The sequence below is a fragment of the Albidovulum marisflavi genome, assembly GCF_025751435.1.
Classification (GTDB): Bacteria; Pseudomonadota; Alphaproteobacteria; order Rhodobacterales; family Rhodobacteraceae; genus Albidovulum; species Albidovulum marisflavi.
The window spans coordinates 233430-249765 of sequence record NZ_JAOWKY010000005.1; the positions used below are offsets into that span (position 1 = coordinate 233430).

At 63.6% G+C, this 16336-nt stretch carries 12 protein-coding genes and 3 pseudogenes; 6 read left to right on the forward strand and 9 right to left on the reverse strand.

The features are described 5' to 3' along the window. Positions 1 to 91: 91 nt before the first annotated feature. The 6 genes from OEW28_RS17015 to OEW28_RS17040 all read right to left on the reverse strand — a co-directional run bounded on the left by OEW28_RS17015 (position 92) and on the right by OEW28_RS17040 (position 5674). A complete protein-coding gene (locus OEW28_RS17015; RefSeq protein ID WP_263735988.1) occupies positions 92 to 1045 on the reverse strand; it encodes a sugar kinase in 954 nt (317 codons plus the stop codon). A 15-nt stretch (positions 1046 to 1060) separates the two neighbouring features. Further along, the gene (locus OEW28_RS17020; RefSeq protein WP_263735989.1) at positions 1061 to 2107 is read right to left on the reverse strand and encodes an L-idonate 5-dehydrogenase; all 1047 of its coding nucleotides are present in this window, start codon (positions 2105 to 2107) and stop codon (positions 1061 to 1063) included. 10 nt (positions 2108 to 2117) lie between these two features. After that, the gene (locus tag OEW28_RS17025; protein ID WP_263735990.1) at positions 2118 to 3395 is read right to left on the reverse strand and encodes a TRAP transporter large permease; all 1278 of its coding nucleotides are present in this window, start codon (positions 3393 to 3395) and stop codon (positions 2118 to 2120) included. Between the two features lie 4 nt (positions 3396 to 3399). Then, positions 3400 to 3894: a TRAP transporter small permease gene (locus tag OEW28_RS17030; protein WP_263735991.1), complete on the reverse strand. Its 495-nt coding sequence runs from the start codon at positions 3892 to 3894 to the stop codon at positions 3400 to 3402. A gap of 65 nt (positions 3895 to 3959) precedes the next feature. After that, the gene (locus OEW28_RS17035; RefSeq protein WP_263735992.1) at positions 3960 to 4931 is read right to left on the reverse strand and encodes a TRAP transporter substrate-binding protein; all 972 of its coding nucleotides are present in this window, start codon (positions 4929 to 4931) and stop codon (positions 3960 to 3962) included. After that, entirely contained in the window at positions 4928 to 5674 is a 747-nt protein-coding gene (locus OEW28_RS17040; protein ID WP_263735993.1) for a GntR family transcriptional regulator, read from the reverse strand. Before OEW28_RS17040 ends, OEW28_RS17035 begins: the two co-directional genes overlap by 4 nt. Positions 5675 to 5776: 102 nt before the next feature. Between OEW28_RS17040 and uxuA the strand changes: the two genes are divergently transcribed. The 3 genes and pseudogenes from uxuA (at position 5777) to OEW28_RS17055 (ending at position 9234) form a co-directional block, all read left to right on the forward strand. Beyond that, positions 5777 to 6988 carry a mannonate dehydratase gene (uxuA, locus tag OEW28_RS17045; RefSeq protein ID WP_263735994.1) on the forward strand — a complete coding sequence of 404 codons (1212 nt, stop codon included), beginning with the start codon at positions 5777 to 5779 and terminating at the stop codon, positions 6986 to 6988. Continuing rightward, positions 6985 to 8451, forward strand: coding sequence for a mannitol dehydrogenase family protein (locus OEW28_RS17050; RefSeq protein ID WP_263735995.1), 1467 nt, complete (start codon positions 6985 to 6987; stop codon positions 8449 to 8451). Before uxuA ends, OEW28_RS17050 begins: the two co-directional genes overlap by 4 nt. Positions 8452 to 8555: 104 nt before the next feature. Next, positions 8556 to 9234, forward strand: a pseudogene (locus OEW28_RS17055) (IS6 family transposase). On the opposite strand, the gene OEW28_RS17060 reads toward OEW28_RS17055, so the two are convergent. Both OEW28_RS17060 and OEW28_RS17065 read right to left on the reverse strand, forming a co-directional pair. After that, positions 9222 to 10871, reverse strand: coding sequence for a thiamine pyrophosphate-binding protein (locus OEW28_RS17060; RefSeq protein ID WP_263735996.1), 1650 nt, complete (start codon positions 10869 to 10871; stop codon positions 9222 to 9224). The pseudogene OEW28_RS17055 and the gene OEW28_RS17060 sit on opposite strands and share 13 nt — an antisense overlap. Positions 10872 to 10881: 10 nt before the next feature. Continuing rightward, the gene (locus tag OEW28_RS17065) at positions 10882 to 12444 is read right to left on the reverse strand and encodes a class I adenylate-forming enzyme family protein (RefSeq protein ID WP_263735997.1); all 1563 of its coding nucleotides are present in this window, start codon (positions 12442 to 12444) and stop codon (positions 10882 to 10884) included. Positions 12445 to 12605: 161 nt separating this feature from the next. On the opposite strand from OEW28_RS17065, the gene OEW28_RS17070 reads away from it, so the two are divergent. Further along, entirely contained in the window at positions 12606 to 14150 is a 1545-nt protein-coding gene (locus OEW28_RS17070; RefSeq protein WP_263735998.1) for a winged helix-turn-helix domain-containing tetratricopeptide repeat protein, read from the forward strand. Between the two features lie 43 nt (positions 14151 to 14193). After that, positions 14194 to 14615 (forward strand): annotated as a pseudogene (locus OEW28_RS17075) (ATP-binding protein); the annotation flags it as partial. A gap of 56 nt (positions 14616 to 14671) precedes the next feature. Here the strand turns inward: OEW28_RS17075 and OEW28_RS17080 are convergent. After that, positions 14672 to 14956: pseudogene (locus OEW28_RS17080) on the reverse strand (IS6 family transposase); the annotation flags it as partial. Positions 14957 to 15383: 427 nt separating this feature from the next. Here OEW28_RS17080 and OEW28_RS17085 point away from each other — a divergent pair. Continuing rightward, positions 15384 to 16196 carry a class I SAM-dependent methyltransferase gene (locus OEW28_RS17085; protein ID WP_263735999.1) on the forward strand — a complete coding sequence of 271 codons (813 nt, stop codon included), beginning with the start codon at positions 15384 to 15386 and terminating at the stop codon, positions 16194 to 16196. The last annotated feature ends 140 nt before the right edge of the window (positions 16197 to 16336 follow it).

Consider the following 16336-nt stretch of genomic DNA (forward strand, 5'->3'; position numbering starts at 1 on the left):
TCGGAACCTGTGCGGACACAGAACTGTTGTTGATGATGCGCCCCCCCTGGGGCGTCTTGCGTGACGCGCGTCACATTCTCAGACGCCCGGGTCAGATAAACGCGCCAACTGCTTTCCACGCCCCGCTTTCGACAAAGTCCCTGACAGCCCGCTTCGGGGCACGTGCTCCGGGGTGCGCGATCACGACACAGGCCAGCCGATGTCCCGCCTGGACGGCATCCTGCGGCGTTCCCCCCCGCAGACGCGACGCAAGATATCCGGCGTTGAACGAGTCCCCTGCGCCCGAGGTGTCGAGGATCGTTGTCGCTGGCGGAGTTTCAATGAAACCTGTCGCTCCGTTCGACGCGAAGAACACGCCTTCGCCACCGTTCTTGACGACCACTTCTGCGGCGCCAGCACCTGCATATCGGTCGATCGTCGCCTGGGGCGACGTGTCATTCCAAAGGTCTCGCTCGTCGTCGAAAGAGGGCAGGACGATGTCCGTCAGGGTCAACATGTCACGGGTGGCCCCGCGGGCCTGGTCGCGCGATGCCCAAAGCCTCGGCCGGAAGTTCGGATCGAAAACGATCCTCGCCCCGCCCGAGCGTGCCGCTGCCAGAACTTCGAACAAATTGGCGCGTCCAGCCGGTGACAGGATCGCAAGTGTGACGCCTGAAAGATAGAGGCAATCCGTGCCGGCGATCGCGCCGGATAGACTGTCCGTGTCCTCCGCAAGGTGCCGCGCCGCAGATTCTCCGCGCCAATACTGGAAGCTGCGCTCGACCCCATCAAGCTCGATCAGATAGAGCCCCATGGTGCGCGCCGGATCGCGCGCGACGCCAGAGGTCTCCAGCCCGTCCGCGTCAAGCAGGCTCAGGAAATCATCCGACAGCTTGTCGCTGCCGACGCGTGTGACGAATCCGCAGCGCGCAGCGTCGCCCAAGAGTTGCGCCATGTGCCAGATCGTATTGAAGGTGTCTCCGGCGAAGTTGCGCCGGTAGAGCCCGTCGCCCACTGGGGCGAATTCGACCATGGCTTCACCGATGGCTGCAATCCTGGGACGCATTCGCTCACCGCCCGCTTAACTGGTCTCGAAAGTCAGATGAACCTTGACCGACCGGCTGCGGTCGGCGGCGATCTTGAAGGCATCCGCCGCCCTGTCCAGCGGATAGCGTGCCGTGATGATCGGACGGACGTCGATGCGGCCGGAGGTGATCGCCTCGACCGCCGCGGCGAATTCCTCGTGGAAGCGATGCGTGCCCTGAACCCGGATTTCCTTGGCCACCAGCGCGTTGATCGGCATCGGCGTATCGCCCACGACCCCCACCTGGACCAGCGTGCCGCGCGGGCGAAGTGAGGCGATCGCGGACTTGATCGCGGGCGCGGCGGCGGAACATTCGAACGCGATGTGGAAGTAGCCCTTATCTTCGGCATAGCGGTCCATCTCGCCTCCGTCGCGGGCGACGTTGATGACGCGCGTTGCGCCCATCGTCTTTGCGACCGCAAGCACGGCGTCGTGCAGGTCGGTGACGACGATCTCAGCCGCCCCCGCCGAGGCCGCCGCGGCCGCGCAGAGAATGCCGATGGGACCAGCCCCGGTGACCAGCACCCGCTTGCCTCGGATCTCGCCCGCCATGTTCGCGGCATGAAGGCAAACCGCCAGTGGTTCGGCGCAGGCGACCGCGCCCAGATCGGCGTCATCCTTCAGGGGAATGCATTGGGCCGCATCGACGACGATGCGGTCACGGAAAAGGCCCTGCTCGTGCGGCAAGCGGATGGCCGATCCGTTGAAGCGCATGTTCAGGCAATGCATCGGCAAGCCCTCCGCGCAATAGGCGCAGGTGCCGCAAGGGCGGCTCGGGTTGATCGCCACCTTGACGCCCGCGGTCAGCCCCGCGACGCCGCCACCCACCGCGATGACGCGGCCGGAGGCTTCGTGTCCAAGGATGATCGGTTCGCGAACGCGGATCGTGCCGATGCCCCCATCGCTGAGATAATGCATGTCCGAGCCGCAGATTCCTCCGGCGGCGAGGCCGACCACAACTTGCCCCGAGCCCGGTTCGCCGATCTCCTCGGTTTCGATGCGGAGGTCGTTTTGGCCATAGAGGCGGCAGACGCGGGTTTTCATGGGGCCTCGCTTACGGGATCAAGAGAGATGGCAGCCAGGTGGCAAGCGGCGGGAAGTAGGAGACCGCGAGCAGCACCAGGATGTTGGTCAGAAGGAACGGCAGGATCGCACGAACCACCGGGGCAAGCGGCAGGCGGGCGATGTTCGCACAGACGAAGAGGCAGACGCCCACGGGGGGGGTCGTCAGGCCGATCATGAGGTTCAAGACCGCGAAGGTCGCGAAGTGCAAGGGATCGATGCCGACCGCCTGCGCCAGCGACAGGAGCGGCACGAAAAGGATGATCAGCGCGGCGATCGTCTCCATGAACATGCCGACGAAGAGGAGCAGCAGGTTGATCAGCAGTATGACCGCGAACTTGTTGTCGGTGATGGAGAGCACGGCCTCGGCTATAGCCTGCGGGATGCGTTCGGATACAAGGATCCAGCCGAAGACATTCGCAAAGCCGACCAGGGCCAGGATGCCGGCGGCCGAAACGGCGCTGTCCGTGACGATCCGTGGCAAGGCGCGCAGCGGAAGTTCCCGGTAGACGAAAGCCCCGACGACAAAGGCATAGAGGCTCGCGACCACCGCCGTTTCGGTGGGCGTCGCCAGGCCCGACAGCAGCCCGTAGATGATGAGGAAGGTCATCGCGATTGCCCAGATGGCGCCCCCGAAGGATCGCGCGACTTCGCCAAAGCCCTGCCAGGGCTGGTGCGGGAAGCCCCTGCGGACCGAGATGACATAGGCCGTCACCATCATCGCCAGCCCCATCAGGATGCCCGGGATAGCCCCCGCAAGGAACATTTTGCCGACGGATATGCCCGACAGCGCGCCGACGATGATCATTGGCACCGAGGGCGGGATGATGGGGCCGACCGTAGACGACGCGGCGGTCACGGCGGCAGAGAAGTCGCCCGGATAGCCCGCCTTCTTCATGCCTGGGATCAGCACGCCGCCGAGTGAGGCGGCGTCGGCGACGGCAGTTCCCGTGACCCCGCCGAACAGCATCGATGCGGCGATGTTGGTCAGGCCAAGGCCGCCCCGGATCCAGCCGACGATGGCATTCGCGAAGCGGATGATCCGGTTGGTGATGCCGCCCTGGTTCATCAGGTTGCCGGCAAGGATGAAGCCCGGGATCGACAGGAGGACGAAGACGTCCATGCCGGCATACATCTTCTGCGGCATGACGACGACGGGCATCCCCGCGATAAGCAGGTATCCGAGCGACGAGAGCCCGAGCGTGATCGCGACCGGAATGCCGAGGGCGAGGCCGATGAGGAAGATGGTGAAGAGAATCGCCACGTCCATGAGTTCACTCCTCCTCGGGTCTTTCAGGCGTTCCGTCTTCGAGGCCGCCGAGCATGCCAACGATCCGGAGCAGGCCGAAAAGAGCGAGGCCAGCCAGCATCAGCCAGACGGTAAAGTGTATGAAGTCCATGCGAATGCCGAGAGCTGGTGCCATCTGCATCTTGCCGATGGCCACGTATCTCCACGCATGCGGCAAGAGCCACGCGGCCAGACCCGCCGTCGAGACCGCCGCGAGAAGGCGCAGGAGCCAGGGCAGGCGGCCCGGAAGCGCCTCGCTGATGACATCCACGTTGACCAGATCGCCGGTGCGGAACGCAAGGCCGGCCCCGAAAGCGATCATGTAAAGCAGCGCGTAACGCGTCAGTTCCTCGGTCCAGACGGGCGAGGAGCCGGTGAGGCGTCCGACCACCTGCAGCAGAACCGCCGCCATCAGGATGGCGAACGCAAGACCGGCGCCGAGGCGCGCGACGAAGACGATGGCGTGGATGAAGCGGGCCATGTGCCGGTTCCAGGCTGCAATGCCAGCGCCGCGAGACTGCGGCGCTGGCGATTGAACGGTTGGTTTCAGTTCGCGAAGAGGCCTTCGACGATCGGCTTGATCTCGTCGTTGACATTGGCCAGGACGGCGTCCTTCGCGGCGGCCTGGAAAGCGGCGGCGTCGACATCGACGAAGGTCATGCCCTTCTCTTCAAGGAAGGCGCGGTCTTCGGCGAGCGAGGCGTTGAACAGCTCGCGCTCATAGGCCTGGGCGCGGGCGGCTGCTTCCATGACCGCGGCCTGATCGGCCTCGGACAGCTTGGCCCAGGTCGATTCCGCGATCGTCAGGTAGATCCACGACCGGACGTGGTCGGTCAGGTTGACGTGGCTCTGGACCTCGTAGAACGACGCGGAGCGGATCAGCGCCAGCGGATTTTCCTGCGCCTCGATCGTGCCGTTCTGCAGCGAGGTGAACACCTCGGAGAAGGCCATCGGGCCGGGGTTGGCGCCAAGCGCGGCCCAGACGTCGACGAAAAGCGGCACGTTCGGCACGCGCATCTTCAGACCGTTCAGGTCGGCGGGCGTCGTGATCGGGCGGTTCGAGGTCAGGTCGCGGGCGCCGCGCGCGAAATAGGCGATCGGGCGGATCTGCACCTTCTCGATGATCTGCTGCTTGATCTCGTCCCCGACCGGGCCGGAGGCGAAGGTGTCCATATCCTCGATGGTCTTGAACGCATAGGGAACGGCCAGAAGTGCCGCCTTGGGCGCCCAGTTCTGCAGCGATTCGCCGGTGATCGTCATGTCGACCGTGCCGAGCTGCATGCCGTTGATCAGATCGACTTCCTTGCCGAGCGACTCGTTGGGGAAGACCTCAACGGCGATCCGGCCCTCGGTCAGCGCCGAAAGCTCTTCGCCGAACTTGACCGAGGCCTTGTGCCAGGAGTTGTCCTCGTTGGCCAGGTGACCAAGCTTCAGCGTCATCTCTTGCGCCGAGAGCGGTCCTGCGAACACGGCAGCGACCGCCGCCGCAAGCGCGGTAAGCTTGAGATTGAAAGTCATGCGATTGTTCCTCCTTGTATGGGCGCATTCACCGGCGGGGGCATGTCCCCGTCCGGCAGATCGAAAAACCGGGCATTGGCTTCGATGATTTGCGGCAGGTCCTTCAGAACCTCCCGCAGGTGAAAGCGGATGGCTGAATTCGCACCGGCGATGTCGCCAGCCTCGATCCGGTCAACCACGGCGCAGTGCTGCGCGATCAGGGTGTCGACGCGGAACTCGCCCAGCGACAGGTAGCGGACGCGGTCCATCTGCGACTTCAGGCCTTCGATCTGCCGCCAGGCTCCAGCCTTTCCGGCAGCTTCCGCGAGGGTGCGGTGAAACAGGTCGTCCAACTGGATGAAGCCGTCCGCATCTTGCCGATCAAGCGCGTTCTGGCGTGCGAGTTGCGCGCGAAGCTCGGCGATCAAGTCAGGGGAGCGCGCATCGGCCAGGATCTTGCAGATGTCGGCTTCGATGGCCTCCCGCAGGAACCGGGCGTCCAGGACCGCGAAATAGCCGATCCGCGTGACGATCGTCCCCCTTTGCGGGCGGATCTCGAGAAGCCCCTGGTCAGCCAGCTTGATGAACGCCTCGCGCACCGGCTGGCGACTGACGTCATAGGTGCTCGCCACCTCGGACTCTGAAATCCGGTCACCCGGCTTGAGGTCGTTCTTGATCACGCGCTCCCGCAGGATACGCGTGACCTGCGGCGTGATTGGCGCCGAATGGTCAAGCTCCCAGGCCGAATAGCGCTCGATCTTCATGATTCGGCATCCTCCCGACCGCTTGCTACCATACTTCCATACTAGTCAGCAATTACTGTCGATGCTATGAAGACCGCAAGGCTTCGAGTCGGGAGAAAGACTATGGAACAGACTTGGCGATGGTTCGGACCGCAGGACCGCGTGAGCATTTCCGACGTTGCGCAAGCTGGCGCCACCGGGATCGTCTCGGCGCTGCATCATGTGCCGACGGGTGCCGTGTGGTCTCCCGAAGAGATCGCCAAGCGGCAGCGAGAGGTCGCGACGATGCCGGACGGCACGCCGTCGCAGCTCACCTGGTCTGTCGTCGAAAGCCTTCCGGTGAGCGAGGACATCAAGAAGCAGCAGGGCAACTGGCGGGCACATGTCGAGAGCTACCGCCAAAGCCTGCGAAATCTCGCCGCTGCCGGGATCGAGGTGATCTGCTACAACTTCATGCCGGTCCTCGACTGGACGCGCACCGACCTGGCCTGGCGGCTGCCCAATGGCGCGACCTGCATGCGCTTTGACCTGACAGACTTCGTGGCCTTCGACCTTCACATCCTGAAACGGCCCGGCGCCGAGGCGGACTATGACGAGGTGCTGAAGGACGCCGCCGCCCGCCGCTACGCCGAGATGTCGGCTGATACGGCCGAGCAGCTTGCCGGCAACGTGGTCTTCGGATTGCCCGGGGCGGCCGAGAAGTTCAGCCTTCAGGACGTGCGTGAACACCTCGCCCAATACGCCCGGATGAGCGAGGAGACTCTGCGCCAGCACCTGATCGACTTCTTGTCTGAGGTCGCGCCGTTGGCCGAGGAACTGGGCCTCAAGCTCTGCTGCCATCCGGACGATCCGCCGTTTCCGCTGCTTGGCCTGCCGCGCATCATGTCGACGGAGGAGCAGTACCGAATGGTGATGGACGCCGTCGACATCCCCGCAAACGGCATCACGCTCTGTTCCGGATCGCTGGGTGCGAGGCCGGACAACGATCTGCCCGGCATGATGGAACGGATGGGCGACCGGGTCCATTTCCTGCATCTCCGCAATGTGAAACGAGAGACCGCCGACGTTCGTGGCTCCTTTTATGAGGCGGAGCATCTCGGCGGCGACACCGACATGGTCGCGCTGATCGAGGCCGCGCTGCGAGAGGAGGCGCGCCGGAAGGCTGCCGGGCGCAAGGACTGCTCGATCCCTTTCCGCCCGGATCACGGGCAGGATATTCTCGACGACCTCGGCCGCCGCGCGCAGCCTGGATATCCGTCAATCGGGCGCCTCAAGGGCCTGGCCGAGCTTCGCGGCATCATCGCGGCGCTTGAGCCCCGGATCGCTGCCGAATGAGCCCGCGCCTGAGCTCTTTCGAAGGTCTTCCCGAAGGTGTCGCGGTCCCCGCCTACCGGGCGCAGGCGCATCGACCCGGCATCGTTCATATCGGCCTGGGCGCCTTCCACAAGGCGCACCAGGCGGTCTATACCGACGATGCCCTCACCGCCGAGGGCGGCGATTGGCGGATCATAGGCGTCAGCCTCAGAAGCACCGCGCCGGCCGAGGAACTGACGCCACAGAACTGCCTTTACACCACCCTCGAACGCGGGGCCGAAGGGACGCGCGCGCGCGTGATCGGATCGATCGCCGCCGCACTCTGCCTCCAGGGCGACCGCGAAGCAGTGCTGCGGGCGCTCTGCGACCCGGCGACGAAGATCGTCAGCCTGACGGTCACCGAGAAAGGCTACGGCATCGACCGGAAGTCCGGCGGCGTTGACATCGGTCACCCGGCCATCGCCGCGGACCTGGCCGATCCCGCCAACCCGCAGGGCGTCGCGGGCCTTTTGGTCTGGGCGCTTCATCAGCGGCGGGCGGCGGGCGTCGCCCCCTTCACGGTGCTCTGCTGCGACAACCTGCCGGAGAATGGGCCCTTGGTCCGGTCGCTGCTGATCGACTTTGCTCGGCGGACCGATCCCGAACTTTCCGCTCATATCTCCGCCGAGGTCGCCTTTCCGGCCACGATGGTTGACCGCATCACCCCGGCACGAAGCGACGCGACACTGCGGCTGGCGGGAGAGCTGACCGGACACGCCGATGCCGCCGCGGTCGAGTGCGAGACCTTCCGCCAATGGGTGATCGAGGACCAGTTTCCCACGGGACGCCCCGCCTGGGAGGCGGGCGGCGCGCTCTTCGTTCAGGACGTGCGCCCGTTCGAGGACATGAAGCTTCGCATGCTGAACGGCACGCATTCCATGCTGGCTTACTCGGGGTTCCTGGCTGGCCACAAATACGTGCGCGACGTGTTGGCCGATCCAGCATTGGCAATCATGGTCAAACGCCACCTCGCTGCGGCTGCGGCTACGCTCGGCGATCTGCCGGGCGTTGACCTGGACGCCTATGCCGAAGATCTTGCCAAGCGTTTCGCGAACCCTCACCTGGCGCATGAGACGTACCAGATCGCGATGGATGGTTCCGAGAAGATGCCACAGCGCATCTTCGCCCCGGCCATGGAGGCGCTGAGACGGCATCAGCCGCTGGACGCCTTCGCCTTCGCGACCGCTGCATGGATGCGCTACACGCTGGGGCACACGGAGGACGGCAAGAGTTATGGCTTGCGCGACCCCTTGGAGGCGAAGCTGAGGCCCGAAGAGGGTTCAGCGCTCTCGGCCGATCGCATCATGGAGCATCTGGGCAATGTTCCTAACCTCATTCCCCACGACCTCCGCGAAAGCGATGAGTGGAATCACGCAGTGCGTGAAAATCTGGAAGGCATTCTGAGGGACGGAATGCCCTCGGCTATCGCGCGGGCGGCTACTTGACGGGACGACGCCAGACGGGATTTGTCGCAAACTTCTGCGTTTGACCCGTGCGGGTCTCGGGCGGACATTGCCCTCATCCACGCGCACCGGACGGAGGCGGAACGATGATCTCGTTCAAGCGCGCTCAGTATTGGAAGGAGGTAATCCTGTTCGCGGTGTTTTTCTATGCGCGCGACACGGGTGTCGCATCGGGAGCTGGAAGAGATCATGGCCGGGCGCAGGGTTCGGGCCGATCACGCGACGCTTGACCGATGGGTCGCAAAGTATGCGCCGCTGATCGCCTCAAAGGCCCGCCGCCGGACAGCCCCGACTGACCGATCCTGGCGGATGGATGAGACCTGCATCAAGGTGACGGGTGAGTGGACCTTCCCTTGCCGAGCGGTCGACAAGCACGGGAAGACCCTTGATTTCTTGCTCTCGAAGCGGCGCAGCAAGACGGTGGCGCCCAGGGTTTTCGCCCGAGCCCTGAAGATGAATGGCCGACCTCGGAAGATCGTTATCGGCAAGCGCAGAGCCAGCACCGTCGGCATCACCGCGATCAATCGGATGCCGAAGCGCTTCGGTTGCCCGATCCCGATCGAGATGGTCCGGATCAAACACTTGCACAACATGGTCGGGCAGGATCATTGGACGATCAGGAAACGGATCCGCCGCATGCACGGGTCCAAATCCTTCCCGTCAGCTTCGGCAACGCTCGAGGGCATCGAAGTCGCGAACCTGATCCGCAAAGGCCAGATGCGCCCGGACCAAGAGTTTGATCTTGAGAGCTCTCAAGTAACATAACGGGTGAAGGCAGCCGTAGTCGCCCGAGCGCGCCAATCCGTGACGACGTTCACCAATGCCACCTTCCCTTCGTCGGCCGAGGCAAAGGCACGCTTGAGCGCCGGTCGTATCTCGTCCGCCGACTGCACCAATTCGCCGACAGCTCCGAGCGCCTCTGCGAGCAAGTGATACCGGGTATAGCCAAGATCTCTGCCCGGCCGCTCGTGGTCTGGATCGCCCGTCCAACCACCATTCAGACTGATGACGATCACCAGCGGCAGATCGTGACGCACGAGGGTGTCGATCTCCATCGCATTCATGCCGAACGAACCGTCGCCATGCAGGACGACGACCGGCTGATCGGGGCAGGCAACCTTTGCACCCAGTCCGAGTGGGAGGCCAACGCCCATGGTTCCGAAAGTGCCGGAGTTGAGCCGATTGCCGGATACATGTGTCGGTATGACCTGGCGCGCGTAGTTCAGGATCTCCTGCCCGTCGACGCAGAGAACCGCCTCGCGCGGCAAGAGATCGCGCAGCTCGCGGCAAAGCCTGAGCGGGTGGATTGGAGTAGCAGAGGTCGCGATGATCTCTTCCTGCTCGGCGGCCTTGTCGCGGTTCCGCGTCGACAGACGCCGGCGCCAATCGGCAAAGCTGCCCCTGTCCACCTTCCCCGACAGCGCCTCTGCGAGAAGCGGCAAGGTCGCCCTCAGATCGGCCGTCAGGGCAAGATCAAGCGGGCGTGGCGGCATGGCAATCTCGTTCGGGTCGATATCTATCCGCACGAGCCGCGCATGGGCCGAGAACCGCGGAGGAGCCGCGTGGCCGATGATGTAGTTCATGCGCGTGCCGAGGATCAGGATCAGGTCCGCCTCGCGGAAGGCCGTAGAACGCGATGTCAGAAAGGCCAGCGGATGATCCTCGGGCACCACGCCGCGGGCTTGCGGCGTGGTGTAGAAGGGGATCCCTGTGGCTTCGAGGAACTCGCGCAGTTGCTCCTCCGCACCAGACCAGAGGACGCCGGAGCCGCACAAGACCACCGGCCGCTCGGCTGTCGCGATCAGCCCAGCCAGACGGGCCAGTTCGGATGGCGCGGGAACAGGGCGCGGATGATGCGCATCCCTCCACGGAGCGGGCCACGTGACGCGCGCCTCATCGACCTCGGCGAAAAGAACATCGGCCGGCAGATCAAGATAGACCGGACCCGGCCGTCCGGACATGGCAAGGGCGAATGCCCGGCCGATGAGTTCGGGAATGCGCTCGGGCTGCCGCACCTGTTCGGCCCATTTCGTACATGGTCGAAGAACCGACAGCTGGTCCATCTCCTGGAATGTGCCGTAACCGCTCTCGCCGAGCGGGGCTGAGCCGCCCAGGACGACAAGCGGCGTGCCATCGGCCCAGGCATGCGCGACACCTGTAACCAGGTTCATCGTGCCTGGCCCCGAGGCCGCCATGCAGACACCCGGCGCACGCCTCAGGCGGGCCCACGCATGCGCGGCGATCGCGGCGGCCTGTTCATGCCGCACGTCGATTCCCCTTATGCCAAGGTCGAGCGCCGCCTTCTCGACCGCGAGCATGGGCGCACCCATCAGGTAAAAGAACGTGTCGACGCCCTGCTGCTTCAACGCACGGGCAACCAGGTCCGAGCCGGTGATGGGCATGGTTTCCTCCTCAAAACTCAGGCGCCGAAAGGTCGGCAGCCAGGCGCTGCTTCAGTTTCGCATGCTGGATCTTCCCCGTGACTGTCTTGGGCATTTCCTCGGCGGCGATGAGGCTTATGGAACGGGGCCTTTTGAAACCGGCGATGCGGGTTCCGCACCAATCCAAAAGGTCACCGGATGCAAGGCCGGTTTCTCGCGGAACGATGACGGCATGGACCCGCTCGCCCCATAGCGGGTCGGGAAGGCCGATGACGGCCACATCGCGGACGCCCGGATGCATCGCCAGGACTGCCTCGACTTCGGAAGGATAGATATTCTCGCCTCCGGAAATGATCATATTGCTCCTGCGGCCGATCAGATGAAGATAGCCGTCCGCGTCGCGCCGGGCGATGTCGCCGACGCTGCAATAGTCCCCACGAAAAGCCTCTGCTGTCTTTCCCGGCAGGCCCCAGTAACCATCGAACGTATAGGAATTGCAGGAGTAAAGCTCGCCGCTCTCGCCATCTGCCACCTCGTTCCCGGCCTCATCAAGCAGGCGGATGCGCCCCGTGCCGATACATTCGCGACCGACCGATCCGAGTTTGGCAAACTGCTCATCTGGATGCAGCATGGTGACGTAACCTGTCTCGGTCGAACCATAGAGTTCATAGAGGCCCGCGGATGAAAAGAGCTCCATGATCGCCTGCTTGGTTTCCATCCTGGCCGGTGCAGATGAGATCATCAGCTTGTTCAGGGGCAGGCTTTTCGGCCGCGCCGTCCCGGGCAGGTCGAGAAGCATCGCGTAATGCGTCGGCACAAGCGACGTAAACGTGCTGCCAGTCCTAGCCAGGCTCGCCAGTGCCTCTCCAGGATCGAACGACGGCCGGGAGTAGACGCAGATCGGAGCCCCGACAAAAGCGAATGCGCCCATGAAGAAGTAGGAGTTCGCGTGACACATCGGCATGATCAGCATTGCCCGATCGCGCGCCGAAATATTCATTTCCAATGCCGTGGTTAGCGATAGCATCGTGGTTGCGACGTTGCTGCGGATCGCGCCTTTCGGGTGGCCCGTCGTGCCCGAGGTGTAAAGCAGCGCGTGTGCATCGGAGGCGCTGACCCCAGTGCTCGGGCTCGAGCCAGCGGCCGATCCGATCAGCGCCTCGTAGCCGTGCCAACCGGAAAGGCCCTCGGCCCCAATCACGACGAAGCGGTCCATCGGAACGGGCAGCGCATGGCGCACGTCATCGACGGCTGCGCAAAGCCCGGCCTCTGTGATGATGGCCCGTGCATCGCAGTCCTGGATGATATAGGCGACTTCGTTCGCGGAGAGCCGGAAGTTGATCGGCACTGCAACCAGCCCCGTCAGACTCGCGGCGGCATATATCTCGAGCCATTCGAGCCTGTTGTGGGCGAGGATGCAGAAACGATCGCCGGGCACCAGCCCCAGCCCAATCAGCGCATTGCCCAGCCGACAACTGCGCTGAAACCAAAGCGCGTTCGTCATGTCGCGCTCCAGGTCCGCCGCACCAACCGAGTTCGGGCGCAAGCGGGCCGCCTCGGCGAGCATATCGCCGAATGTTGCCAGGCCCCGCATGATCTATCCTCCCAGATGAGAAGATCCTTGCATCGGCGCGTCGCAATGTCCTTCGGCTTTGCCTGTTTTTCCGCTCGGATTTCCCTGAGATTTCCCGGTGCGCCCTTGTTCCGCATGGGTTAGCATGAGCCTTGCATGAGCAGGGCCCATGGGAGGGTGCCGTGATCTACGCGTTCGAGGGGATGAGCCTCGACACCGACCGCAGAGAACTCTTTCGCGGAAGCGAACGCATCTCGGTCGAACCCTCTGTGTTTGATCTCATCGAATATCTCGTCCTGAACCGCGACCATGTCGTCACCCGCGATGACCTGATCGAGAATATCTGGCACGGCCGCATCGTATCGGAATCCACCCTCACCAGCCGCACCACGGCCGCTCGACATGCATTGGGTGATCGGGGCGACGAACAGCAGTTGATACGAACGGTGCCGCGAAAGGGTCTGCGGTTCGTCGCCCGGGTCACGATTCAGCACGAGCGCGGCTCCGACGACGCGTCGGTCCCGACCCCTGTCAAACCGGCAATCGCCGTTCTCCCGTTCCTCAATATGTCGGGCGACCCGGAACAGGAATATTTCTCGGATGGCATTTCCGAGGACCTCATCATGGCGCTTGCCCGGCTTCGCTGGTTCTTCGTCATCGCCCGCAACTCGTCCTTTGCCTACAAGGGCCAGTCGGTCGACGTCCGCCAGATCGGCGAGGCGCTGGACGTGAATTACCTGCTTGAGGGGAGCGTCCGCAAAAGCGGTGACCGCATCCGGATTGCCTGCCAACTCCTTGATGCCGCTACGGGGAACCACATCTGGGCAGAGCGCTACGACCGGGAACTGACGGACATTTTCGCCCTGCAGGACGAGATCACGGCCAATGTCGTCGCCGCCATCGAGCCCGAGCTCGTCGCTGCGGAAGGGCGGCGGGCGCAACGGCGCGTTGCGGCCCAGCTGCAAGCCTGGGACCTTGTCGCACGCGAGTTGCCCCATTTCTGGAGATTTTCCCCCGATGCCTCCGCCTGCGCCATTGCAGGTCTGCGGCGCACACATCAGGCCTTTCCAGATTACGCCCCCGCCATGAGCCTGCTCAGCTTTGCCCTGCTCTTTTCCACCTATGCAGGTTGGGAGAGCGGATCGCGAGAGGAGGCGCTTGACCTGGCGCGGGCCGCAATTGAGATCGACAGGCGGGATCCTTGGGCGCACATGGCTGTCGGGTTTGCGGCCCTGACGGATCGCGATACCGACGAAGCTTTGCGATCCTTCGGGACAGCCCTGTCACTCAACCCGAACTTCGCGCCCGCCGTGGGTTTTTCAGGCTTCGCCATGGCGCTTGACGGGCGCTCGGACGAAGCGCTGGAATGGCTGGACCGGGCGACACGGATGAACCCGCGCGACCCATTTTCCAACATCTATTTAGCCCCGAAGGGGGCAGCCCTTTATACAGCACGCCACTATGACGAAGCCGTGACCTGGGCACGCGAAGCCGTTCGGATGCGCCCCGGCTATCTTGGCGGGCATCGCCTGCTTTGCGCTGCCCTGGCTCAGACGGGCCGGCTGGACGAGGCCAGGGAGGCGCTGAAAGAACTTTTGTCCCTGCGCCCCGACGCCGACCTCGCCTGGGTTCGCGCCAGCGTTCCCTATACCGAGCGCACAATGGAGCACTTTATCGAGGGCCTCCGAAGGGCCGGCTTGCCCGAAACAGCATCCAACCCGGACTAAATTCGAAACGATCAGTGCTCGCCAAAAGGGAAGCCGCTCGTTTGTGGCCACCGCGGTGAAGCGACAGCACGAGCCGAGGAAAATCGTCGGTGATCTTCGCAATACCGAGTTCAGCGAGATCGAGCCGTCGCGGCGCCATCGGTTCGAGCCCGATGGCAAGGGGCGCGGCCGATCAAATACCAGATGACCATCTCCAGGCTGCCACTGGCCAAGGAGATCGCCGAGTTCGACTTCGACGGCACGCCGGTCAACGAGACGCTGGTGCGCGAACTGGGTGGTGGCGGATTCCTTGAGCACCAGCGCAATCTGGCCCTGATCGGCGGCACCGGAACCGGAAAGACCCATCTCGCCCTCGCCATCGCGCGCGCCTGCATCCGAAGCGGCACCCGCGGCCGGTTCTTCAACGTCGTCGATCTGGTCAAAAAGCTCGATGCCGAAGCCCGCGCCGACCGGCAGGGGCGCATGCGGGGAGGACCTCCACGCGATGAAGTTCGTGCTTGCGCCCCAGAACCTATCCGACGGCGAACGACCGCCCGGTAAAGGTAGACCCACTCGTCCTTCACCTTGATATAGGTCTCATCCAAGCGCCAGGACCGGTTGGCGATTGCTTGCATGCGACGTGCGTTGGCAGCGATCAGCGGGGAATATCTGGTGACCCAACGGTTGAGCGTCGCATGATCAACCCGGATGCCGCGCTCCGCCAAGATCTCCTCCAAATCCCGGTACGACACCGGGTAGCGGACATAGAAGAACACCGCGATGAGGATGACCTCCTTTGGAAACAGGGCGCCCTTGAACGAGATCATCGTGCCCCCTCCCAATGGTGACCCGGCCCTCGAAAACTGTCGATTCAACAAGACACCCTGATCGAGAATCAAGTTTGCGACACAGCTCCTCGCCGAAACCTAAGGTTTTGCCGTCTGGTCCCACGGGTGCAGTGCACCCGATTGAAATGAACGGTCCTACTCGGAGGGCTCGCGAGAAACCTGCAATGGCCTCCAAGGGGTTGTCATACTCCTTCTCTGGGCACATCGTGTTCGGGATGTTGATGCCGTCAACCGTAGAGGAGACGCGAAATGTCAGCGGATGCCGAGTTTCCGAGGATCGGTCAGCACCTGGTCTTCTCCAAGGCCGGAATTCGGCTCTTCAGTGACAAGCAGAGCACCGCGTTGACCTTCGCAGATTGGTTGGTCGACCGGTCCAAAGCAGGGACACACGAATGAGGTAGTCACGATGACACGGGACCGTTACCAACTCGGACATTCTGCGGCCCGAATATACGAGGAGCAAAAGGTACGGGCGATCTTCGGTCCTCTGGCGCGGGCGACACTGAAGGCGGTTTCGCTCCGGCCAGGTGACAGGATTCTCGACGTCGCTTGCGGAACGGGGATCGTGGCTCGAACCATCCGTGATCTGTATGGCACCGACGTCGAGATTACTGGAAGTGACCTCAACGCCGGGATGATTGAAATGGCCCGCGGGATTACATCCGACCTCGATCCGCCAATAGAATGGGTCGTTGCCGATGCAGCAGACCTACCGTTTGATGACGGGACGTTCACAGTCTGCATGTGCCAGCAGGGCATCCAGTTCATTCCTGACAAACGGGGTGCTCTCCTGGAGTTTCGCCGGGTTCTATCGCCTGGTGGTCTGCTCGCGATCTCGGTCTGGGATGGCGCGAGTGCTTTTTTCATGGCGATGGCCGAGGCGCTTCGGCGGCACGTCGGGGAAGCCGCCGCCGAGCAGTCTCTTGCGCCCTTCACCTATCGGGCGGCTGAAGACCTACCACGTCTCCTGGCCACCACGGGTTTTCGGGACGTGGCCGTTCAGGCGATCTCGATTGACCGGATCATTGACAATCCGCAAGTCGACATTCCGAAGGAAATAATCGCCAATCCGGTCGGGTCTTCCGTGACGGCGAAGGGGGAAGAGGCCATGCGCACCATCGTTCGGGAGATCATTGCCGATTGCGAGGAGTACCGAGTTGGTGACACGCTCGCAGTGCCTCAAACGGCCAGCGTGATCACCGCTTCCACGGCGCAATAACATGTCGCGACATCGCGAGACCAGCGCCCCGCTGACGGTAGTCGCGATTATCCCTCGGCCGCCTGGTTTCTCCAATCGGGAGACGCCGTTCTCGTCGGCGGTTATATGCATCAGGTATTCGGCAGGTTGGCCCGAGCTTG

Bases quoted from the DNA above. Each gene is read 5' to 3' on its own strand.
- OEW28_RS17015 (WP_263735988.1), bottom strand. From the start codon at position 1,045: ATGCGTCCCAGGATTGCAGCCATCGGTGAAGCCATGGTCGAATTCGCC.
- OEW28_RS17020 (WP_263735989.1), bottom strand. From the start codon at position 2,107: ATGAAAACCCGCGTCTGCCGCCTCTATGGCCAAAACGACCTCCGCATC.
- OEW28_RS17025 (WP_263735990.1), bottom strand. From the start codon at position 3,395: ATGGACGTGGCGATTCTCTTCACCATCTTCCTCATCGGCCTCGCCCTC.
- OEW28_RS17030 (WP_263735991.1), bottom strand. From the start codon at position 3,894: ATGGCCCGCTTCATCCACGCCATCGTCTTCGTCGCGCGCCTCGGCGCC.
- OEW28_RS17035 (WP_263735992.1), bottom strand. From the start codon at position 4,931: ATGACTTTCAATCTCAAGCTTACCGCGCTTGCGGCGGCGGTCGCTGCC.
- OEW28_RS17040 (WP_263735993.1), bottom strand. From the start codon at position 5,674: ATGAAGATCGAGCGCTATTCGGCCTGGGAGCTTGACCATTCGGCGCCA.
- uxuA (WP_263735994.1), top strand. From the start codon at position 5,777: ATGGAACAGACTTGGCGATGGTTCGGACCGCAGGACCGCGTGAGCATT.
- OEW28_RS17050 (WP_263735995.1), top strand. From the start codon at position 6,985: ATGAGCCCGCGCCTGAGCTCTTTCGAAGGTCTTCCCGAAGGTGTCGCG.
- OEW28_RS17060 (WP_263735996.1), bottom strand. From the start codon at position 10,871: ATGCCCATCACCGGCTCGGACCTGGTTGCCCGTGCGTTGAAGCAGCAG.
- OEW28_RS17065 (WP_263735997.1), bottom strand. From the start codon at position 12,444: ATGCGGGGCCTGGCAACATTCGGCGATATGCTCGCCGAGGCGGCCCGC.
- OEW28_RS17085 (WP_263735999.1), top strand. From the start codon at position 15,384: ATGACACGGGACCGTTACCAACTCGGACATTCTGCGGCCCGAATATAC.